The organism is Brevundimonas sp. LM2 (assembly GCF_002002865.1).
GTDB lineage: Bacteria > Pseudomonadota > Alphaproteobacteria > Caulobacterales > Caulobacteraceae > Brevundimonas.
In genome coordinates this window covers 916457-931866 of sequence record NZ_CP019508.1, presented here as the reverse complement: position 1 = coordinate 931866, position 15410 = coordinate 916457, and the positions used below count along the sequence as shown (strand labels likewise).

Genomic DNA, 15410 nt, shown 5'->3' with positions numbered 1-15410 from the left:
GCGCGGCGAACGTTAGGACGCATCGGCTGCAAGCCGAATGTCAGCCTCGTCGCGCGCCTGGGGGTCGCCGACGTGCATCCAGTCGCCGTCCAGCACGCAGCCGTACAGCCGCCCCGCCGCCGCCGAGGCCCGCCACAGGGGGCTCAGCGAAAACGCCCCCTCCGGCCCGCCGTCGGCATAGTCGGACCGGGTGATATGCACGCCCATATAGGCGAAGGGCACCTCCGCCGCCTCGCCCCGGAACGTCAGCCGGCCGTCCTCGGCCAGGAAGAAGTCGCCGTCGCCCTCGAACCCGATCGACCCCTCGCGCCGCGCCAGCAGCAGGCAGGCGTCCATCTTGGTCGGGTCCCACAGCCGCACCAGGTCCTCGGCCCAGGCCGCGCCCACCGCCCCGTCGGTCCAGACGCTGTCGATATTGGCCACGAACACCGCGTCAGCACCCAGCAAGGCCTTGGCCTTCTTCAGCCCCCCGCCGGTCTCCAGCAGGGCCTCCCGCTCGTCCGAGATCACGACGCGGGGCCGGTCGCGGCCGGCCAGGTGCGCCTCCAGCCGGTCGGCGAACCAGTGGACATTGACCACCGCCGTCTCGACCCCCGCCTGGACCAGCCGGTCCAGCACATGGTCGATCAGCGCCCGCCCCCCGACCTCGACCAGGGCCTTGGGCCGGTCGTCGGTCAGTGGCCGCATCCGCGTGCCCAGCCCCGCGGCCAGCACCATGGCCGTCTTCGGCGCGGTCATGCCCATAGCCCTTCCCCCGCTTGCGGGGGAAAGCGGCCTGTCGATCGCGCAGCGATCCAGGGCAGATGGGGGAAGCCTTGTCTTGCTTTGACAAGGCAGAAATTCCCCCATCCGTCCTGTTCTCGCTTCACTCGAAGACGGACGGCTTTCCCCCATGAAGGATGGGGGAAGGGCTGCTGCGTCGCCGTCATCGCCTCATCTCCACGGGAACATGCCGGTCGAACCAGCGGGCCACGCCCTCGAGCCCGGGCTTGGTCAGATTGGCGTTTAGGTGTCGCCACATGCGCGGCATGAAGCCCGCGTAGCGCGGCTTGCCGTCGCGCACGATCAGCCGCGCGAAGATGCCCAGGATCCGCGCCTCGTTCAGCGCCGCCAGCCCGGCATAGGCCCGCAGAAACTGCTCGCGATCAACAGAGGGCCTCTGCCGGAAATATCCATCTAGCACCCAAGGCTCGATATCACGTCCAAGGTCTCGACGAGCATCTTGCAATAGAGAGTGCAGATCCCACGATGGATGGGCTCGAACCGCATCCTGAAAATCGATCATACCTGCTCGGGCGAACCCGCTCCGATAAGGCAGCCAGATCAGGTTCTCGGCATGATAATCCCGGTGTGCCATGACCGTCGCGCCACTGGCCCCTTCTGCAACGATCGGAGCCCAGGCCGCATGCCACTCGCTGACGATATCGGCATCGAAGGTAAGTTCGGGCTTTAGCTTCGGCATCCACTCGACAAACAGGTCCGCTCCACCCTGCAACGCCGTCTCGTCATAGACTTGCAGCGGCCAATCCCCGGCCGGCCCATGCAGAACTTCCGGCGTCGGAGCCTCATGCAGGCGAACCAGCGACTCGACGGCCGCGACATACATCCGCTCTTCTGGCTCTCCGCGCTCGATCACCCGCGTGAACAGGTCATCGCCGAAATCTTCAAGGACCGCGAAGCCCTGCTCTGCGTCTGTGTCGAAAACCTCCGGCGCTGACAGCCCAACCGAGCGCAGATGCGCCGCCACGGCCGCGAAGGCCTCGATCCGCCCGGCCGACAGCCGCGCGATGGCGTTCCAGCCCTCGGCCTTGCGCCGCTCGGGCGACCACGACGGATCGGCCGGCGGGCTCTCGGCCGCCGCGACCTGGTCCATCAGCATCAGCGAGGCCCCCGACGGCGGGGTCAGCCGCTCATACCGCCGCGTGGACGCATCGCCCGGCAGGGGCGCGCGCACGGCGTCGCCCAGCCCCGCCTGTGCGAGGAACGCCACCCTCTGCGCCTCGCGCTGTTGTCCGACGTCAGCCATTCAGTCCTTCGATCCCCGCATCGATCTTCACCGCCCATGTCCCGGAACCGGCGAGCGTGGCAATCCGCCCGTCGCCGTCCTCCGACAGCACGATCGACAGCCGGTCCGGCCCCAGCGTCCGCTCCAGATCCTCGCCCAGCCGTTCCGGCCATTCGATCAGGGCGACGCCTGTGTCCAGCGCCTCGTCCAGCCCGATCTCGAACGCCTCCTCCGGCCGGCTCAGGCGATAGAGGTCGAAATGGGCCACCGGCGGAGCGGTCTCATAGAATTGCACCAGGGTGAAGGTCGGCGACGGAACGTCCTCGTCCGGCCCCGTCAGGGCCCGGATCAGACCGCGCGCCAGCGTCGACTTGCCCATCCCCAGCGGGCCGTACAGCAGGATCGCCTCGCCGACGCCCAGCGATCCGGCCAGGGCCGCGCCCAGGGCGGTCGTCGCCGCCTCGTCGGCCAGGGCCACCGCGACCGTCCCCCTCATGCGAAATCCGCGTCGGGCTGGCTGGGCAGGACCCGTTCGGTGAAGGCCTTCAGCGCATAGGTCGCCCGCGCGGCGTCGATGTCCAGCCGCGACGGCGGGATGGACTTGCCGACGCTGAGGCGGAACGGCATCTTCCGCTTGTTCAGCAGCTCGTGGAACAGGGTGATGTCCCGCAGCTCCGCCGAGACCCGGTTGAACAGGTGGAACAGCGTCGATCTGGGCCCGGTGACATGGATCGGTATGATCGGAGCCTTGTATTTCCGCGCCAGCGACACTGCCGTCGGGGCCCATTCCGGATCGGTCAGCTGCCCGTCCTTGCCGACCCGCGCCAGCCGGCCGGCGGGGAACAGCACGACGCAGCGTTCGGCCTCAAAGGCGGCGCGGGCGGCGTCCAGGGTGGCGCGGGTCTTGTCGCGCGTGCGCTTGTCGACGACCCATTCCACGGGAATGACCACCTCGGCCAGACGGGGCGAGACGCGGAGGGCGTCGGCATTGGCGAAATAGATGGCGTCCGCCCGGCGCTTCCGGATGGCGTCATAGACGGCGATCCCGTCGGCGATACCGGTCGGATGGTTGCAGACCACCACGCACCGGCCCGTGGCCGGGACCCGCTCCAGGTTCAGTGTCGAGACCTTGAGGTCCAGCAGGTCCGAAACATGCTCGAGCGCGGCCCGCCCCGGCATCGGCTCGATCGTATCGGCCATCCGACGCGCCTTGCCGTAGCCCAGCAGCGCATAGAGCCCCGGCCTCATGACCGGCCAGAGCCAAAACCCGGTCAGCCCCGGGGCCCGCTCGGCGATCAGCGCATCGATGATATGGTCATGCCGCCGCCCGGTCGTGGCGGGCGCGAGGTCGGCGGATGCGGAAAGCGAAGCGGCCATGCCCGGCCCTTGTCGCCTTTGCGGGCAGGGCAGGCAAGCGGATCGGCACTACCAGAGACGGGTCGCGCCGAAACTGTCGAACAGCTTCTCATTTGAGATGATGGTCATGTCGTTCAGAAGCGACTGCGCAATCAGCAAGCGGTCGAAAGGGTCGCGGTGCGGATGGTCCATGCGGCCGGCCATCTGCGCCTCGCGCAGCGAAATCGGCAGCCCTTCGAACCCCTCGGCCGCGATCTCGACCTCGAACGCCCTGGCAAGCCGCTCCGCACTCGGCAGCTTCCCCATCCCGTGTTTAAACGCGACTTCGTACGCGGAGACTGCGCTGACAAAGATCGTGTGGCCGGGCGAACCGAGCACGGCGATCACCTCGGCACTGAGGCGTCGGTCGTCTGTCAGCCACCAGAGCAGGGCATGGGTGTCCAGCAGGTATCTCAATCGTCGCGCCCGTCGTTCCCCTCCCACAACAGCAGGTCCTTCTCCGGAAGCGGATCAAAGAAGGTTTCGTCGAAGGCGATGATCCCCTTCAGCCGGCCCGGCTTCCGGACAGGCTTTGGGACCGCGACCGGGCTATCCACCGGCACGAGACGGACAGCGGGCTTGTTGCCTCGCGCGATGACCACCTCCTCGCCCCGCTCGGCGGCGGCGATCAGTTTGGACAGGTGCGTCTTGGCATGGTGCACGGTGACGGTCGTCATCGTCCGGTCTCCTTGGTCCCACTTCCTTAGCTAACCCGACGCCATTCGGCAACTTTCGCCCCGCTCCGCGCGGTGCTACCCCGGCACGCTGAAGTCCCCCAGGAGCCGCCCGATGCGTACCCCGTCCCTGCTCGCCGCCACCGCGGTCCTCGCCCTGATGACCGGCCTGCCCGCCGCGGCCGAGACGTCCGACGTCGCCGCGCCCGCCCCTGCCAGCGCGCCCCAGGCGGCAGAGCGGGCCTTCACCTACACCGACATGCTGGCCGCCAACCGCCTGTCCGACCCGCGCGTCTCGTCGGACGGGACGAAGGTCGTCTACGCCGTGCGCGCCACGGACATGGAAGCCAACCGCGGCGTCTCCAGCCTGTTCATCAAGGACCTCGGCACCGACGCCGCGCCGCGCCGCCTGGCCATCTCGGACCAGGGTGCCAACACCGCCCGCTGGGGCTCGGACGGTGCCCTGTATTTCCTGTCGGGCCGGTCGGGCACCAGCCAGGTCTGGAAAACCGATGCGACCGGCACCCGCGCGACCCAGGTCACCGACCTGCCGCTCGACGTCAACGCCTATCGCCTCAGCCCGGACGCGTCGAAGATCGCGGTGAGCCTCGCTGTCTATCCTGAGTGCGATGACCTGGCCTGTTCGGTCGCCCGCGGCACCGAGGCCGCGGCGCGCAAATCGACCGGCCAGGTCTATGACCGCATGTTCGTGCGCCACTGGGACACCTGGGCCGACGGGACCCAGAACCACCTATTCGTCGTCAACGCCGACGGCTCGGGCGAGCCGGCCTGGGTCACCCAGGGCTTCGACGGCGACACCCCCTCCAAGCCCTTCGGCGACGAGACCGAGTTCACCTTCACGCCGGCGGGCGACGCCCTCGTCTTCTCCGCCCGCGTGGCCGGTCAGACCGAGCCCTGGAGCACCAATTTCGACCTGTTCAAGACGAACGGCCTGACCGGCCCGGGCTTCACCAACCTGACCGACGACAACGACGCCTGGGACACCGGCCCGGTGTTCTCGCCGGACGGCCGCACGATGGCCTATCGCGCCATGGCCCGGCCGGGGTTCGAGGCCGACCGCTGGCAGATCACCCTGATGGATGTGGCGACCGGGGCAAAACGCCAGATCGCCGCCAACTGGGATCGCTCGGCCGACAGCCTGCAGTGGTCCGCCGACGGCCGCACCCTGTATGTGGTCGCCGGTGACACCGGCCAGACCAGGCTGTTCGCAGTCGACGCGGCCAATGGCGCGGTCGTGCCGATCACGGGCGAGGGCCATGTCTCGGCCGTCGAACAGACGCCGTCCGGCTTCGTCATTGCCATGGACAGCCTGACCTCGCCGTCCGAGCTCTACGTCAAGACCTTCCGCGGCCGCGAGATGCCGATCCAGATCACCGATGTGAACCCCGAGCTCGACAGCCGCCTGTTCGGCGAGGCCGAGCAGTTCACCTTCGAAGGCTGGAACGACGAGACCGTCCACGGCTACGTCATCAAGCCCGCCGGCTATGTCGAGGGCCGCAAATATCCGGTGGCCTTCCTGATCCACGGCGGGCCCCAGGGGTCGTTCGGCAACAGCTGGTCCTACCGCTGGAACCCGTCCAGCTACGCCGGGGCGGGCTATGCGGTGGTGATGATCGATTTCCACGGCTCCACCGGCTACGGCCAGGGCTTCACCGACGCGATCTCGCAGCACTGGGGCGACCGCCCGCTGGAGGACCTGCAGAAGGGCTGGGCCGCCGCCCAATCGAAATACAGCTTCCTGGACGGCGACAACGCCTGCGCGCTCGGGGCCTCCTACGGCGGCTATATGGTCAACTGGATCGCCGGGAAGTGGTCCGACGAGTTCAAATGCCTGGTTAACCACGACGGCGTCTTCGACGTCCGCGGCATGGGCTATTCGACCGAGGAGCTGTGGTTCACCGAGTGGGAATACGGCGGCACCGTCTATGACAACCCCGAGGGCTATGAGCGCTTCAACCCGGTCCACCATGTCGAGAACTGGAAGACGCCGATGCTGGTGATCCAGGGCGACCTGGACTACCGCATCCCGACCGCCCAGGGCCTGTCAACCTTCACCGCCCTGCAGCGGCGCGGCATCGAGAGCAAGCTGATCGTCTTTCCGGACGAGAACCACTGGGTGCTCAAGCCGCAGAACAGCCTGCAATGGCACAACGAGGTCTTCCACTGGCTGGACGACCACCTGAAACCCCAGGACTGACCGCATGGCCCTTCCCTCCCCGGAAACGCCCGACGGTCAGCTCGTCGGGCGGGTCATCGCCATGCCCGCCGACACCAACCCCGAGGGCGATATCTTCGGCGGCTGGCTGCTGGCCCAGATGGACCTGGCCGGCTCCACCCCCGCCTTCGACCTGGCCCAGGGGCGCTGCGCCACCATCGCGGTCGACGCCATGGTGTTCCACCTGCCCGTCTCGGTCGGTGACGAGGTCTCGCTCTACGCCACGGTCCTGAAGACCGGCCGCACCTCGATCCGGGTGCGGGTCGAGGCGTGGAAACGGCCGCGCTCGACCCAGGGCATCTCGCGCGTGACCGAGGGCGTCTTCACCTATGTCGCCATCGACGCCGACCGGAAGCCGAGGCCTCTGCCCGGACAGGACTGAACGTTCGCCGAGGGCGCGCCTCGAACCGCGCTCAGGCCGCCCGCTTCTTGCGCGCCGCCTCGTCCAGTGCCGCCACCATCCGCTCTTTCCAGTCGCCACCGTCTTCGGCGAAGGCGGCAATTGTGGTGGGCGACAGGCTCAGGCTCACCTCGCTTGCAGCGATAATGCGGGCATAGGCTGCCGGCGACATCACTTCGCGCGCCGGGCGCATCCGGGCAATGTCCGCATCGGTCAATTCCGGATTGTCGATGTCCTCGACGATGTCAGACACTCCGGAGTTGCTCATATTTTCTGACCTCGCGCGGATTGGCCCGGCGCAAACTGATTATCCGTGTGGCCTCGTCCCGCTCAGTATAGACCACGACATGCAATCGACCGGCGATCGGGAGATAGCCGTACCAACGGACCTCATTATAATCCCTTCGATCATCGATGGCGATATAGGCTTGGGTCTAGTCTCCGACCTCGGCCAGACTCAGCGACACGCCGTGCTTGGCGCGGTTTGCTGCGTCCTTCTCGGGGTCGAAGGCGACGCTCACTCGAACAGGCCTGCCTGTCCCGCCCCCGCCGGCTTGGGCGGCTCGCTGAGCCCCAGGTGCGCATAGGCCTTGGCGCAGGCCATGCGGCCACGCGGGGTGCGCATGATGAAGCCCTGCTGCAGCAGATAGGGTTCGATCACGTCCTCGACCGCATCGCGCGCCTCGGCGATCGCCGCCGCCAGGGTGTCCATGCCGACCGGCCCGCCGCCGTAGTTCTCGATCAGGGCCTTCAGGAAGCGCCGGTCGTTGGCGTCCAGACCGGCCTCGTCGATCTCCAGCCGGCTCAGGGCCCGCGCCGCCACGATCCGGTTGATCACGGGAGACCCCTCGGCCTCAGCGAAGTCCCGTACCCGCCGCAGCAGCCGGCCCGCCACGCGCGGCGTGCCCCGCGACCGGGAGGCGATCTCGCCCGCCCCCTCGTCGTTGATCGGGGCCCCCATCTTGCGCGCCGCCCCGGTGATCACCCGCACCAGTTCGGCCGGGGTGTAGAACTCCAGCCGCAGGGGGATGCCGAACCGGTCGCGCAACGGCGTGGCCAGCAGGCCTGCCCGGGTCGTGGCCCCGACCAGGGTGAAGGGGGCCAGGTCGATCCGCACCGACCGCGCCGAGGGCCCTTCGCCGATGATCAGGTCCAGCACATGGTCCTCCATGGCGGGATACAGGATCTCCTCCACCGTCGGGGCCAGGCGGTGGATCTCGTCGATGAACAGGACGTCGCGCGGTTCCAGATTGGTCAGGATCGCGGCCAGGTCCCCCGCCTTGGCCAGGATCGGCCCCGAGGTGGCCCGAAAGCCCACGCCCAGCTCGCGCGCCACGATCTGGGCCAGGGTGGTCTTGCCCAGCCCCGGCGGGCCGAACAGCAGGACGTGGTCCAGCGCCTCGCCGCGCCCGCGCGCCGCGTCGATGAAGACCTTCAGATTGCCCTTGGCCGCCTCCTGGCCGACGAACTCCGACAGGGTCTGGGGCCGCAGGGCGCGATCGTACTGTTCGCCGGGCGCGGGCTGGGGCGAGATGATGCGGTCGTCGGTCACCGCCCCAGCTCCTGCAGCGCCGCGCGAATGACCGCCGACAGCTCGCCGTCGTCGCCCAGGCGGATCAACGCCTGGTCCACGGCCCGGCGCGCATTGACCTCGGCCACGCCCAGACCCAGCAGGGCCGACACCGCCTCGCCCGTGACGCTCGGCACCGGCGGCGCGACCTCGGCATGGACCCCCGCCGCCGAGGGGGTAAACGACACGTCGCCCAGGGGCTTGCCCTTCAGCTCGGTGACGATCCGCAGGGCCAGTTTCGGCCCCACCCCGTTGGCCCGTCCGATCGCCGCCTTGTCGTCGCGCGCCACGGCGCCGGCCAGCTCGCCCGGCGGCAGCACGTCCAGCACCGACAGCGCCGCCTTGGGGCCCACGCCCTGGATGCCGAGCAGCGCTGTGAAGGCCCGACGCTCGTCGCGCCCCAGAAAGCCGTACAGCCGCGGGCCCGCGTCCTCGCTCCACTGAGAATGGACATGCAGGGTGGCCTCGTCGCCCGGCGCTGGAAGCCGACCCAGCGTCCGCGCGCCGCACGCCACGACATAGCCCACGCCGGCGCAGTCGATCAGGCAGTGGCCCTCCTCGATCTCGGCCAGCACGCCCCGCAGCCGCCCGATCATGCCGCCCCCCGCACCGGATTCATCGCTTCCAGCAGCGTCCGCTTCCGCAACTGCGCATGGGTGATGGCCACGGCCAGGGCATCCGCCGCATCCGCCTTCACGTCCCCCGCCGAGGGCAGTAGCCGTTTTACCATGAAGGCGATCTGGGTCTTGTCCGCATGTCCCGCCCCGACCACCGCCTTCTTGATCAGGTTCGGCGAGTATTCCGCGACCGACAGCCCGGCCCGCGCCGGGGCCAGCATGACCGCGGCCCGGGCATGGCCCAGCTTCAGGGTCGAGGACGGATTGACGTTGACGAACACCTCCTCGATGGCCGCCTCGTCGCAGTCATGGGCGGCACAGACCTCGCCCACCTTCTCCAGCAGCCAGAGCAGCCGTTCCGACAGGGGCAGGGCCTCGGGCGGAGCCACCACCCCGTGCGCCACCCAGCGCAGCCGTGCGCCTTCGGCCACCACCACACCCCAGCCGGTGCGGCGCAGGCCGGGGTCCAGCCCCAGGATGCGCGTCGGCCCGTTCTGAATCATGGTGTTCGTCATTCGTTCCAGTCATGCCGCAAACAAGGTTGACGAGCAATGAAGGCCGCCCGATCGCAACAACGCGCTGTAGTCGGTTGCCCCACCAAAGGGTCGCCTGGCCATGTGCCGGACCTCATAGATTAGGGTCGCATCGTCGACGATCTCGTAGATCAGCATCATCGACGTACCTTTGATGGGCAGAAGACGCACTCGTGTCCCACTGTGTTCCAGGCCGCGCAGCGGGAAGTTCACCAGATCTTCCGCCGCTTCGAAGATGCGTCCGACCAGGGCATCCGCAGCCCCGAGCTTATCGCGAGCGATAAAGTCTCGCGCAGATCCTGCAGCGCGGGACCTGTCCAGCGAAGCCTCAACCGCGCCGCCGCCAGGCCGCCCGCCGCTCCTCAAACTCGGCCACCACATCAACGTGGTCGTGAACATCGCCGGCGGCCAAGGCGGCCTGCCCCCGCAACCTTGCGTCCGCGATATGCCGGGTATCCGCCAGATAAGTTTCCACGGCATCGGTCAGCACGTCGGCCACAGGGACGCCTCTGGGCTCAGCCCAGGCGTCCAGCTCTGCCTTGGCCTTGTCCTCGAGCGGGATCGTGACGTGGACGGTCATGCTTTCAGTCTAACACCACCGCGAGGTCGGGCCAATCCGAGGCGCCGCCGCCTCTATCCGTGCTGCTCGATATAGGCGTCGGGATCCTTGTTCACGGCCTTCACACCCGTGATGTGGTCGGCCTCGAAGGCGGCGAACTGAACGGCCAGGGCGTGCCGCGTCGCCACCGGGGCGTGGCGGCGGAAGTCGGTCAGGCCCTGACGCTCCTCCTCGCCCATGTGTTTGGAGTTGACGACATTGGCCTTGCCGACCGCCTCGATCCAGGCCCCGGTGCCGACCGGGTACTGGGCAACGGCGGCGACCGCGTCGCGCAGCTTGTTGTGATCCTCGATCGCGTCCTCGGTCTCACCCTCGACCGTGCCGTCCTCGGCGTCGTTGGCCCCCTCGCCCAGCTTCAGCAGCTCGGGATAGAAGAAGCGCTCCTCGGCTTCGGCATGGACGTCGAGGAAGGCCGACAGGCGCGACCAGACGGCTGTCAGGGCCTCGGTGTCGGTCGGGTCGATCTGTTCGATGATGGCGAACAGACGACGCTGCTCGGCGTGGTCGTCCAGGATCAGCTGGGTGATGTCCATGGGGCGGTCCTTGGGTCAGAAGCCCGGTGTGAACCCGGACCGTGACCGACGGTTCCGCCCGGACGACCTCAGCCCACTAGGGCCTGCACCGCGCCGTGGCTTTCGACGGCGACCGAACGTCCGCCCCGGTCGCGGCGCGCCGCCTCCAGCGCCGCGCCGGTCATGGCCGCCTCGGCGCGCGAGGCCTCCAGTTCGGCCCGCAGCGCCGTAGCCTGCTGGATCATCGCCTGGGTCTTGGCGTGGTGATCGTCCTGGGCCGCGGCCAGCTTGGCCTGCAGCTTCAGCATCCGGTCCTCAGCCCGGGCGATGGCCTTGTCGTGGGTGGCGGCGGCCTTGGTCAGGGTCTCGGCGCGATCGACGGCGGCGAGGCGTGCGATTTCCATCCCGGCCAGACGCTGGCGCGAGTCCTCGACCTCGCCTTCCAGGCTGCGGACCCGCTCCACGGCGCGATCCAGGGCGATCTGCAGGCCTTCGGCCTTGCGTTCGGCGTCGTGCTGGCCGGACTGCAGGTCGCTCAGACGGCTGGCCTGTTCGGTGTTCAGCACCTCCAGACCGTTGGCCCGGGCCGTCGCCGTGTCCAGCCGGGCCGACAGGGAGCCGATCTCGGCTCGGGCGGTCTCGACCTGGTTCTCGAGCGCCCGCATGGCGCGGGCGGTCTCGCTCTGCTCGGAGGTCGCGCGCGCCCGCTCCGTGGCCAGCAGGCCCTCGTTCGCGGCCGATGACCGGGCCAGGGCCGCGATCTCGCTGCCCAACTCGTCCATGCGCCGACGCAGGATCGTGTTCTCCTCCAGGATCAGGGCGTGATCGCGCTGGATCTGGGCCCGGGCCGTTTCCGACTCGGTCCGCAGGCTCTCGGCCTGTTTCAGCTGGTTGCGCAGCGCGTCCTGGTCCTGCTCCAGCTCCTTGATCCGCTGATCGTTGGCGCGCTGGGTGTTTTCCAGGGCCTGGGCCCGGGCGGTCACCTGGGACAGTTCGCTGCGCAGCCGGTCCGTTTCGATACGAGCCTCCTGCAAGGCGGTCGTCTGTTCGCCGTTGCGGGCTGCCAGTTCGTCGGCACGGCCCTCGGCCTCGGCCAGGGCGTCGGCCAGTCTGCGCGCCTCCGCGTCGGTCGATTCGAGACGGCCGCTGATCTCGACGGTCGCGGCGCGCAGGTTGATCAGTTCGACATGGTTGTCGCGCCGCGATTGGAATTCCGCTTCCAGCGGGTCCCGCAGCTGGCCCAGAAGGGTCTCGAACGTGCCGAAGCGACGCGCCATCTCCGCCATCTGGTCCAGACTGTCCTGGATGGTCTCGAACCGCTCGCCGATTACGCCGGCCGCATCGCCGGGATGGGCCGCACGGGCGGGCGCCAGGGCCGACGTCGGCGTCGGCGCGCGATCACCCTTGCCGTTTCTCGAAAGAACCCGGTCGATCCTGGACAACATCATGGTCGCACTCCCCTTTTCGGGGGGATGCAGCCCGATATTGCGGCTTCGAATCGAACCGTCATCCTTCCCGTCCAAAAGGTTAAACCGGGGCAACAGACCTGTCGATACCGTCGTTCGTGTACGTTCGATTACCTAGCCCGCGAACTTGGCCATGTCCTCGTCGGAGATGTCCTCGTTGGAATAGACCATCGAGACGTCGTCCTCGGCATCCAGCGCGTCCAGCAGCTTCATCAGCGTTCCGACGTGATCGCCGGTGACGGGCACCTCCGTTTGCGGCCGCCAGACGATGGCGGTGGACTTGGGATCCCCCAGCACCTTGGACATCGCCTCGGCCACTTCGTTCAGGTCCTCGAAAGCGGTCCAGATCGTGTGGCCCGGCGCGTCCTCGTAGATGTCGGGCTTTTCCAGGTCGCTCTCGACATCCTGGGCCCCCGCCTCGATGGCGGCCTCCATGATGGCGTCCTCGGTGCCCGCCTCGGCCGGATAGACGATCTTGCCGACCCGGTCCCACATGAAGGCGACCGAGTTCATCTCGCCCAGCGCCCCGCCGTTCTTGGTGAAGGCCACGCGGATGTTGGAGTTGGCGCGGTTGCGGTTGTCGGTCAGGGCCTCGACGATGATGCCCACGCCGCCCGGGCCCCGACCCTCGTAGCGGACCTCCTCCATCGTATCGACGTCGCCGCCCGAGGCCTTGTTGATCGCCCGCTGGATGACGTCCTTTGGCAGGCTCTCGGCCTTGGCGTTGTTGACGGCCAGACGCAGCCGGGGGTTCAGGGCCACGTCGGGCATGCCGGACTTGGCCGCCACGGTGATGTCGCGCGACAGTTTCGAGAACAATTTGGAGCGCACGGCGTCGGCGCGCCCCTTGCGGTGCATGATGTTCTTGAACTTGGAATGGCCGGCCATGGGTGACTCTTGGAAGGGGCGCTGGCGCTGCGGCCGCGCGTTCGGATCAGGTTGGGGCCACGCCTCTAGCCCATGGTCGCGAGTGTGTCACGACAGCCCGGGAACCGCTAAGGTGGACGGGGGGTTGATGCACCGAACCCTCGCCGGAGCCGCGCCATGCAAGCCGAAGACGTCTATTACGACGACCAGACCGAGGACGAGGCCGACATCGTCGAATGGTATGCCAAGCGCCCGGTGACGGTCTCGACGGCCGTCGCCACGGGGTCGATCATCGCGGCCTTCAGCCTGGGTGTCCTGACCGCCGTCGGCGCCCTGGCCCTGCTGGGCTATATGGACGACTGAACGGCCTGACGGAGCGTCAGGCCAGCAGGTTCTCGACCACGGCCTTCAGCGTCCCGTCCAGGGGCTTGGGCCGGCGCGTCGCGGCGTCGACGTAGACGTGCACGAAATGGCCGATGGCCGCGGGCGTGGCCGTGCCGCGACGGAAGACGGCGAAACCGTAGGTGACGCTGGAGGTGCCGACGCGGTCGACCTTGATGCCCACCTCAATCACGTCGGGGAAGGCGAGGGCCGAGGTGTAGCGGCAGCCGCTGTCGACCACCAGACCGATCGATTCGCCGAGGGCGCCGGCCACCAGCAGGTGGGCGTTGACGGCCGAATCGACGAACTCGTAGAATTTGGCGTTGTTGATATGGCCGTACTGGTCGTTGTCGGCCCAGCGGGTCGAGACGGTGTGGAACGCCCGGTAGGTGGCGCGTTGGGCCAGGGGGCCTTCGTCTCTGGCGGGCATGTCAAACTCCGGAGCGGCGTCTCGGGGGGAGAACCCAAGCCTTTCGTTTGGCGCCCGCCGCGTCAAGCGCATAGCGCCATGAAACTGCATCCGCCGGGTTGCGGGCGGCCGGCCGGCGCGATCGCGACATGCGACCCCGGGGTCGGCGCCGCGCCCTATTCCTCGACCGGCGGCCGGGCGACGGCATCGGCCGAGACGCTCTCGTCGTCGGGCGCGACCGGTCCGGGGACGGTGACGTCCTCCGGCGCGTCGTCATCGTCGGACGGCGGCGCGACGGCGTCCACCGGCTCGGGGGGTGGCGCCGGCTCCGGTTCCGCGGGCGGCGGCAAGGGCTGGGTGCAGAAGGCGAAGAAGGCCTTGATCTGCGCCCGGCCCTCCTCCTTGGCGGTCAGCGTCAGGTCGGCGTCGTCCAGCCCGACCGACAGGGTTCCGCCCGAGCGAAAGGCGGTGAAGACCGGAGAATCGGCGGCGGCCTCGCCCTGTTTGCGGAAGGTTCCCGTCGCCGTCCCGCTGGTCAGGACCGCGTCCCCCTGACCCGGCCAGTCGGCGCGAACCCGCTGGGTGTTCAGCCGGCACCCCAGTCGAAACAGGCGGTCCGCGTCGTCGCCGCCGTCCTCACCGAAGGCGAGGGCCGCCGTGCTGCCGGTCGCGGCGAAATGCCAGTCCGCATCCACCGGAACCGCGTCGCGCGCCCTGGTCGTCGACACGGCGGCGTCGCCGGCCGCGGGCCGACAGGCGCCCAGCCCCAGGATCAGTCCCACGAAGATCAGGGATCGCTTCATCGGTCACCGCGAGACGCACCGTCCCCCCGACGGCCTTTTAACCCTAGAACCAATCCCCACTTGCCGCCAAGCTGTCGTCGGCCGAGACGGAGGGCCGCGACACCTTCCGCTTCCGCGTGGAGCCGCCGGAGACTGCCATGACGACCGAACTCTACGACCTGACCGTGCCGGTCTTCACCCGGGGCCTGCGCGCCCTGTCCGCCATCCTGGACAAGGCCGTGGCCCATGCGGCCGCCACCGGGGTCGATGCCAACGCCTGGCTGTCGGTGCGGCTGATCGATGACATGAATCCACTGATCAAACAGGTTCAGACGGCGTGCGACAGCCCCAAGCTGTGCGTCGCGCGGCTGTCCCGCGTCACCGCCCCGGTCCATGACGACTCCGAAACGACCATCGCCGATCTGCAGAACCGGATCGCCGACACTCTGGCCTTCATCGGGTCCGTGCCGCGCGAAGCCATCGACGGCCAGGAGGGCCGGCCGGTCGTGGTGCGGTTTCCGGGCGGAGAGATGACGTTCCTGGGTCAGCCCTATGTCACCGGCTTTGCCGTGCCGAACTTCTACTTCCACCTGACCATGGCCTACGGCCTGCTCCGGGCCCAGGGCGTGCCCCTGGGCAAGCGGGACTACATGGGCGCGCCCGGCTGAGGCTCGATACCGGACCGACGGGAACCATCCCGCCCTCGGCGCTTTCTCCGACGTTCAGTTTACGGAAGAGTTGGCCTTGATCGTCAAGCAGTTCACGGGCCGGGGGCGGTCCGCCATCACCCGGTCCGACCCGCCGCGTGGCGGATGGATGTTTCGCCTGTTCATGGCCTGGTTCAGCCGAGGCGTCCGCCGGCGATAGGCGGGCTGCCGGCCCAGGTCGTCGGCAGAGGAAAGGGGACCGCGGACGGGGCAACCCCCGTCCGCGGTCCTTCTGCG

The 15410-nt window shown here is 68.7% G+C and carries 22 protein-coding genes; 4 read left to right on the top strand and 18 right to left on the bottom strand.

Annotated features, from left to right (window positions below):
* Nucleotides 1–12: 12 nt before the first annotated feature.
* The 6 genes from murU to BZG35_RS04640 all read right to left on the bottom strand — a co-directional run bounded on the left by murU (nucleotide 13) and on the right by BZG35_RS04640 (nucleotide 4077).
* On the bottom strand, nucleotides 13–738 hold the full coding sequence (murU, locus tag BZG35_RS04665; RefSeq protein ID WP_077357822.1) for an N-acetylmuramate alpha-1-phosphate uridylyltransferase MurU: 726 nt from the start codon (nucleotides 736–738) through the stop codon (nucleotides 13–15).
* A gap of 187 nt (nucleotides 739–925) precedes the next feature.
* Nucleotides 926–2026, bottom strand: a complete 1101-nt coding sequence (amgK, locus tag BZG35_RS04660; RefSeq protein WP_077354596.1) for an N-acetylmuramate/N-acetylglucosamine kinase AmgK — start codon at nucleotides 2024–2026, stop codon at nucleotides 926–928.
* Complete coding sequence (gene tsaE, locus BZG35_RS04655; protein ID WP_077354595.1) at nucleotides 2019–2501, bottom strand: tRNA (adenosine(37)-N6)-threonylcarbamoyltransferase complex ATPase subunit type 1 TsaE; 483 nt, start codon at nucleotides 2499–2501, stop codon at nucleotides 2019–2021. The genes amgK and tsaE overlap by 8 nt, the downstream gene beginning before the upstream one ends.
* Complete coding sequence (locus BZG35_RS04650) at nucleotides 2498–3382, bottom strand: GNAT family N-acetyltransferase (protein WP_077354594.1); 885 nt, start codon at nucleotides 3380–3382, stop codon at nucleotides 2498–2500. Before BZG35_RS04650 ends, tsaE begins: the two co-directional genes overlap by 4 nt.
* 48 nt (nucleotides 3383–3430) lie before the next feature.
* Nucleotides 3431–3817, bottom strand: a complete 387-nt coding sequence (locus tag BZG35_RS04645; RefSeq protein ID WP_077354593.1) for a type II toxin-antitoxin system VapC family toxin — start codon at nucleotides 3815–3817, stop codon at nucleotides 3431–3433.
* On the bottom strand, nucleotides 3814–4077 hold the full coding sequence (locus tag BZG35_RS04640) for a type II toxin-antitoxin system Phd/YefM family antitoxin (RefSeq protein WP_077354592.1): 264 nt from the start codon (nucleotides 4075–4077) through the stop codon (nucleotides 3814–3816). Before BZG35_RS04640 ends, BZG35_RS04645 begins: the two co-directional genes overlap by 4 nt.
* Before the next feature lie 112 nt (nucleotides 4078–4189).
* Between BZG35_RS04640 and BZG35_RS04635 the strand changes: the two genes are divergently transcribed.
* Together BZG35_RS04635 and BZG35_RS04630 are read left to right on the top strand one after the other, a co-directional pair.
* Entirely contained in the window at nucleotides 4190–6292 is a 2103-nt protein-coding gene (locus BZG35_RS04635; protein ID WP_077354591.1) for a S9 family peptidase, read from the top strand.
* Between the two features lie 4 nt (nucleotides 6293–6296).
* The gene (locus BZG35_RS04630) at nucleotides 6297–6692 is read left to right on the top strand and encodes an acyl-CoA thioesterase (protein ID WP_077354590.1); all 396 of its coding nucleotides are present in this window, start codon (nucleotides 6297–6299) and stop codon (nucleotides 6690–6692) included.
* A 31-nt stretch (nucleotides 6693–6723) separates the two neighbouring features.
* Here the strand turns inward: BZG35_RS04630 and BZG35_RS04625 are convergent, their stop codons facing one another.
* The 10 genes from BZG35_RS04625 to BZG35_RS04585 all read right to left on the bottom strand — a co-directional run bounded on the left by BZG35_RS04625 (nucleotide 6724) and on the right by BZG35_RS04585 (nucleotide 12915).
* Nucleotides 6724–6963, bottom strand: coding sequence for a BrnA antitoxin family protein (locus BZG35_RS04625; RefSeq protein WP_077354589.1), 240 nt, complete (start codon nucleotides 6961–6963; stop codon nucleotides 6724–6726).
* The gene (locus BZG35_RS18420; RefSeq protein ID WP_371454835.1) at nucleotides 6956–7126 is read right to left on the bottom strand and encodes a BrnT family toxin; all 171 of its coding nucleotides are present in this window, start codon (nucleotides 7124–7126) and stop codon (nucleotides 6956–6958) included. Before BZG35_RS18420 ends, BZG35_RS04625 begins: the two co-directional genes overlap by 8 nt.
* A 101-nt stretch (nucleotides 7127–7227) precedes the next feature.
* The gene (gene ruvB, locus BZG35_RS04615) at nucleotides 7228–8262 is read right to left on the bottom strand and encodes a Holliday junction branch migration DNA helicase RuvB (RefSeq protein WP_077354588.1); all 1035 of its coding nucleotides are present in this window, start codon (nucleotides 8260–8262) and stop codon (nucleotides 7228–7230) included.
* Nucleotides 8259–8876, bottom strand: coding sequence for a Holliday junction branch migration protein RuvA (ruvA, locus tag BZG35_RS04610; protein ID WP_077354587.1), 618 nt, complete (start codon nucleotides 8874–8876; stop codon nucleotides 8259–8261). Before ruvA ends, ruvB begins: the two co-directional genes overlap by 4 nt.
* Entirely contained in the window at nucleotides 8873–9412 is a 540-nt protein-coding gene (ruvC, locus tag BZG35_RS04605) for a crossover junction endodeoxyribonuclease RuvC (RefSeq protein WP_216351886.1), read from the bottom strand. Before ruvC ends, ruvA begins: the two co-directional genes overlap by 4 nt.
* Nucleotides 9413–9421: 9 nt before the next feature.
* Complete coding sequence (locus tag BZG35_RS04600; protein WP_253189333.1) at nucleotides 9422–9811, bottom strand: type II toxin-antitoxin system RelE/ParE family toxin; 390 nt, start codon at nucleotides 9809–9811, stop codon at nucleotides 9422–9424.
* Entirely contained in the window at nucleotides 9759–10010 is a 252-nt protein-coding gene (locus tag BZG35_RS17545; protein WP_150125928.1) for a hypothetical protein, read from the bottom strand. Before BZG35_RS17545 ends, BZG35_RS04600 begins: the two co-directional genes overlap by 53 nt.
* A gap of 53 nt (nucleotides 10011–10063) precedes the next feature.
* Nucleotides 10064–10582, bottom strand: a complete 519-nt coding sequence (locus tag BZG35_RS04595) for a hemerythrin domain-containing protein (protein ID WP_077354585.1) — start codon at nucleotides 10580–10582, stop codon at nucleotides 10064–10066.
* Nucleotides 10583–10650: 68 nt separating this feature from the next.
* Nucleotides 10651–12009 carry a hypothetical protein gene (locus tag BZG35_RS04590; RefSeq protein ID WP_077354584.1) on the bottom strand — a complete coding sequence of 453 codons (1359 nt, stop codon included), beginning with the start codon at nucleotides 12007–12009 and terminating at the stop codon, nucleotides 10651–10653.
* A gap of 132 nt (nucleotides 12010–12141) precedes the next feature.
* Entirely contained in the window at nucleotides 12142–12915 is a 774-nt protein-coding gene (locus BZG35_RS04585; protein ID WP_077354583.1) for a YebC/PmpR family DNA-binding transcriptional regulator, read from the bottom strand.
* A gap of 156 nt (nucleotides 12916–13071) precedes the next feature.
* On the opposite strand from BZG35_RS04585, the gene BZG35_RS04580 reads away from it, so the two are divergent.
* Nucleotides 13072–13257 (top strand): hypothetical protein, encoded by a 186-nt coding sequence (locus tag BZG35_RS04580; protein WP_077354582.1) that lies wholly within the window; start codon nucleotides 13072–13074, stop codon nucleotides 13255–13257.
* A gap of 16 nt (nucleotides 13258–13273) precedes the next feature.
* Here the strand turns inward: BZG35_RS04580 and BZG35_RS04575 are convergent, their stop codons facing one another.
* Together BZG35_RS04575 and BZG35_RS04570 are read right to left on the bottom strand one after the other, a co-directional pair.
* Nucleotides 13274–13705 carry a thioesterase family protein gene (locus BZG35_RS04575; protein ID WP_077354581.1) on the bottom strand — a complete coding sequence of 144 codons (432 nt, stop codon included), beginning with the start codon at nucleotides 13703–13705 and terminating at the stop codon, nucleotides 13274–13276.
* A 155-nt stretch (nucleotides 13706–13860) separates the two neighbouring features.
* A complete protein-coding gene (locus BZG35_RS04570) occupies nucleotides 13861–14487 on the bottom strand; it encodes a hypothetical protein (protein ID WP_077354580.1) in 627 nt (208 codons plus the stop codon).
* Between the two features lie 137 nt (nucleotides 14488–14624).
* On the opposite strand from BZG35_RS04570, the gene BZG35_RS04565 reads away from it, so the two are divergent.
* Nucleotides 14625–15134: a DUF1993 family protein gene (locus BZG35_RS04565; protein ID WP_077354579.1), complete on the top strand. Its 510-nt coding sequence runs from the start codon at nucleotides 14625–14627 to the stop codon at nucleotides 15132–15134.
* The last annotated feature ends 276 nt before the right edge of the window (nucleotides 15135–15410 follow it).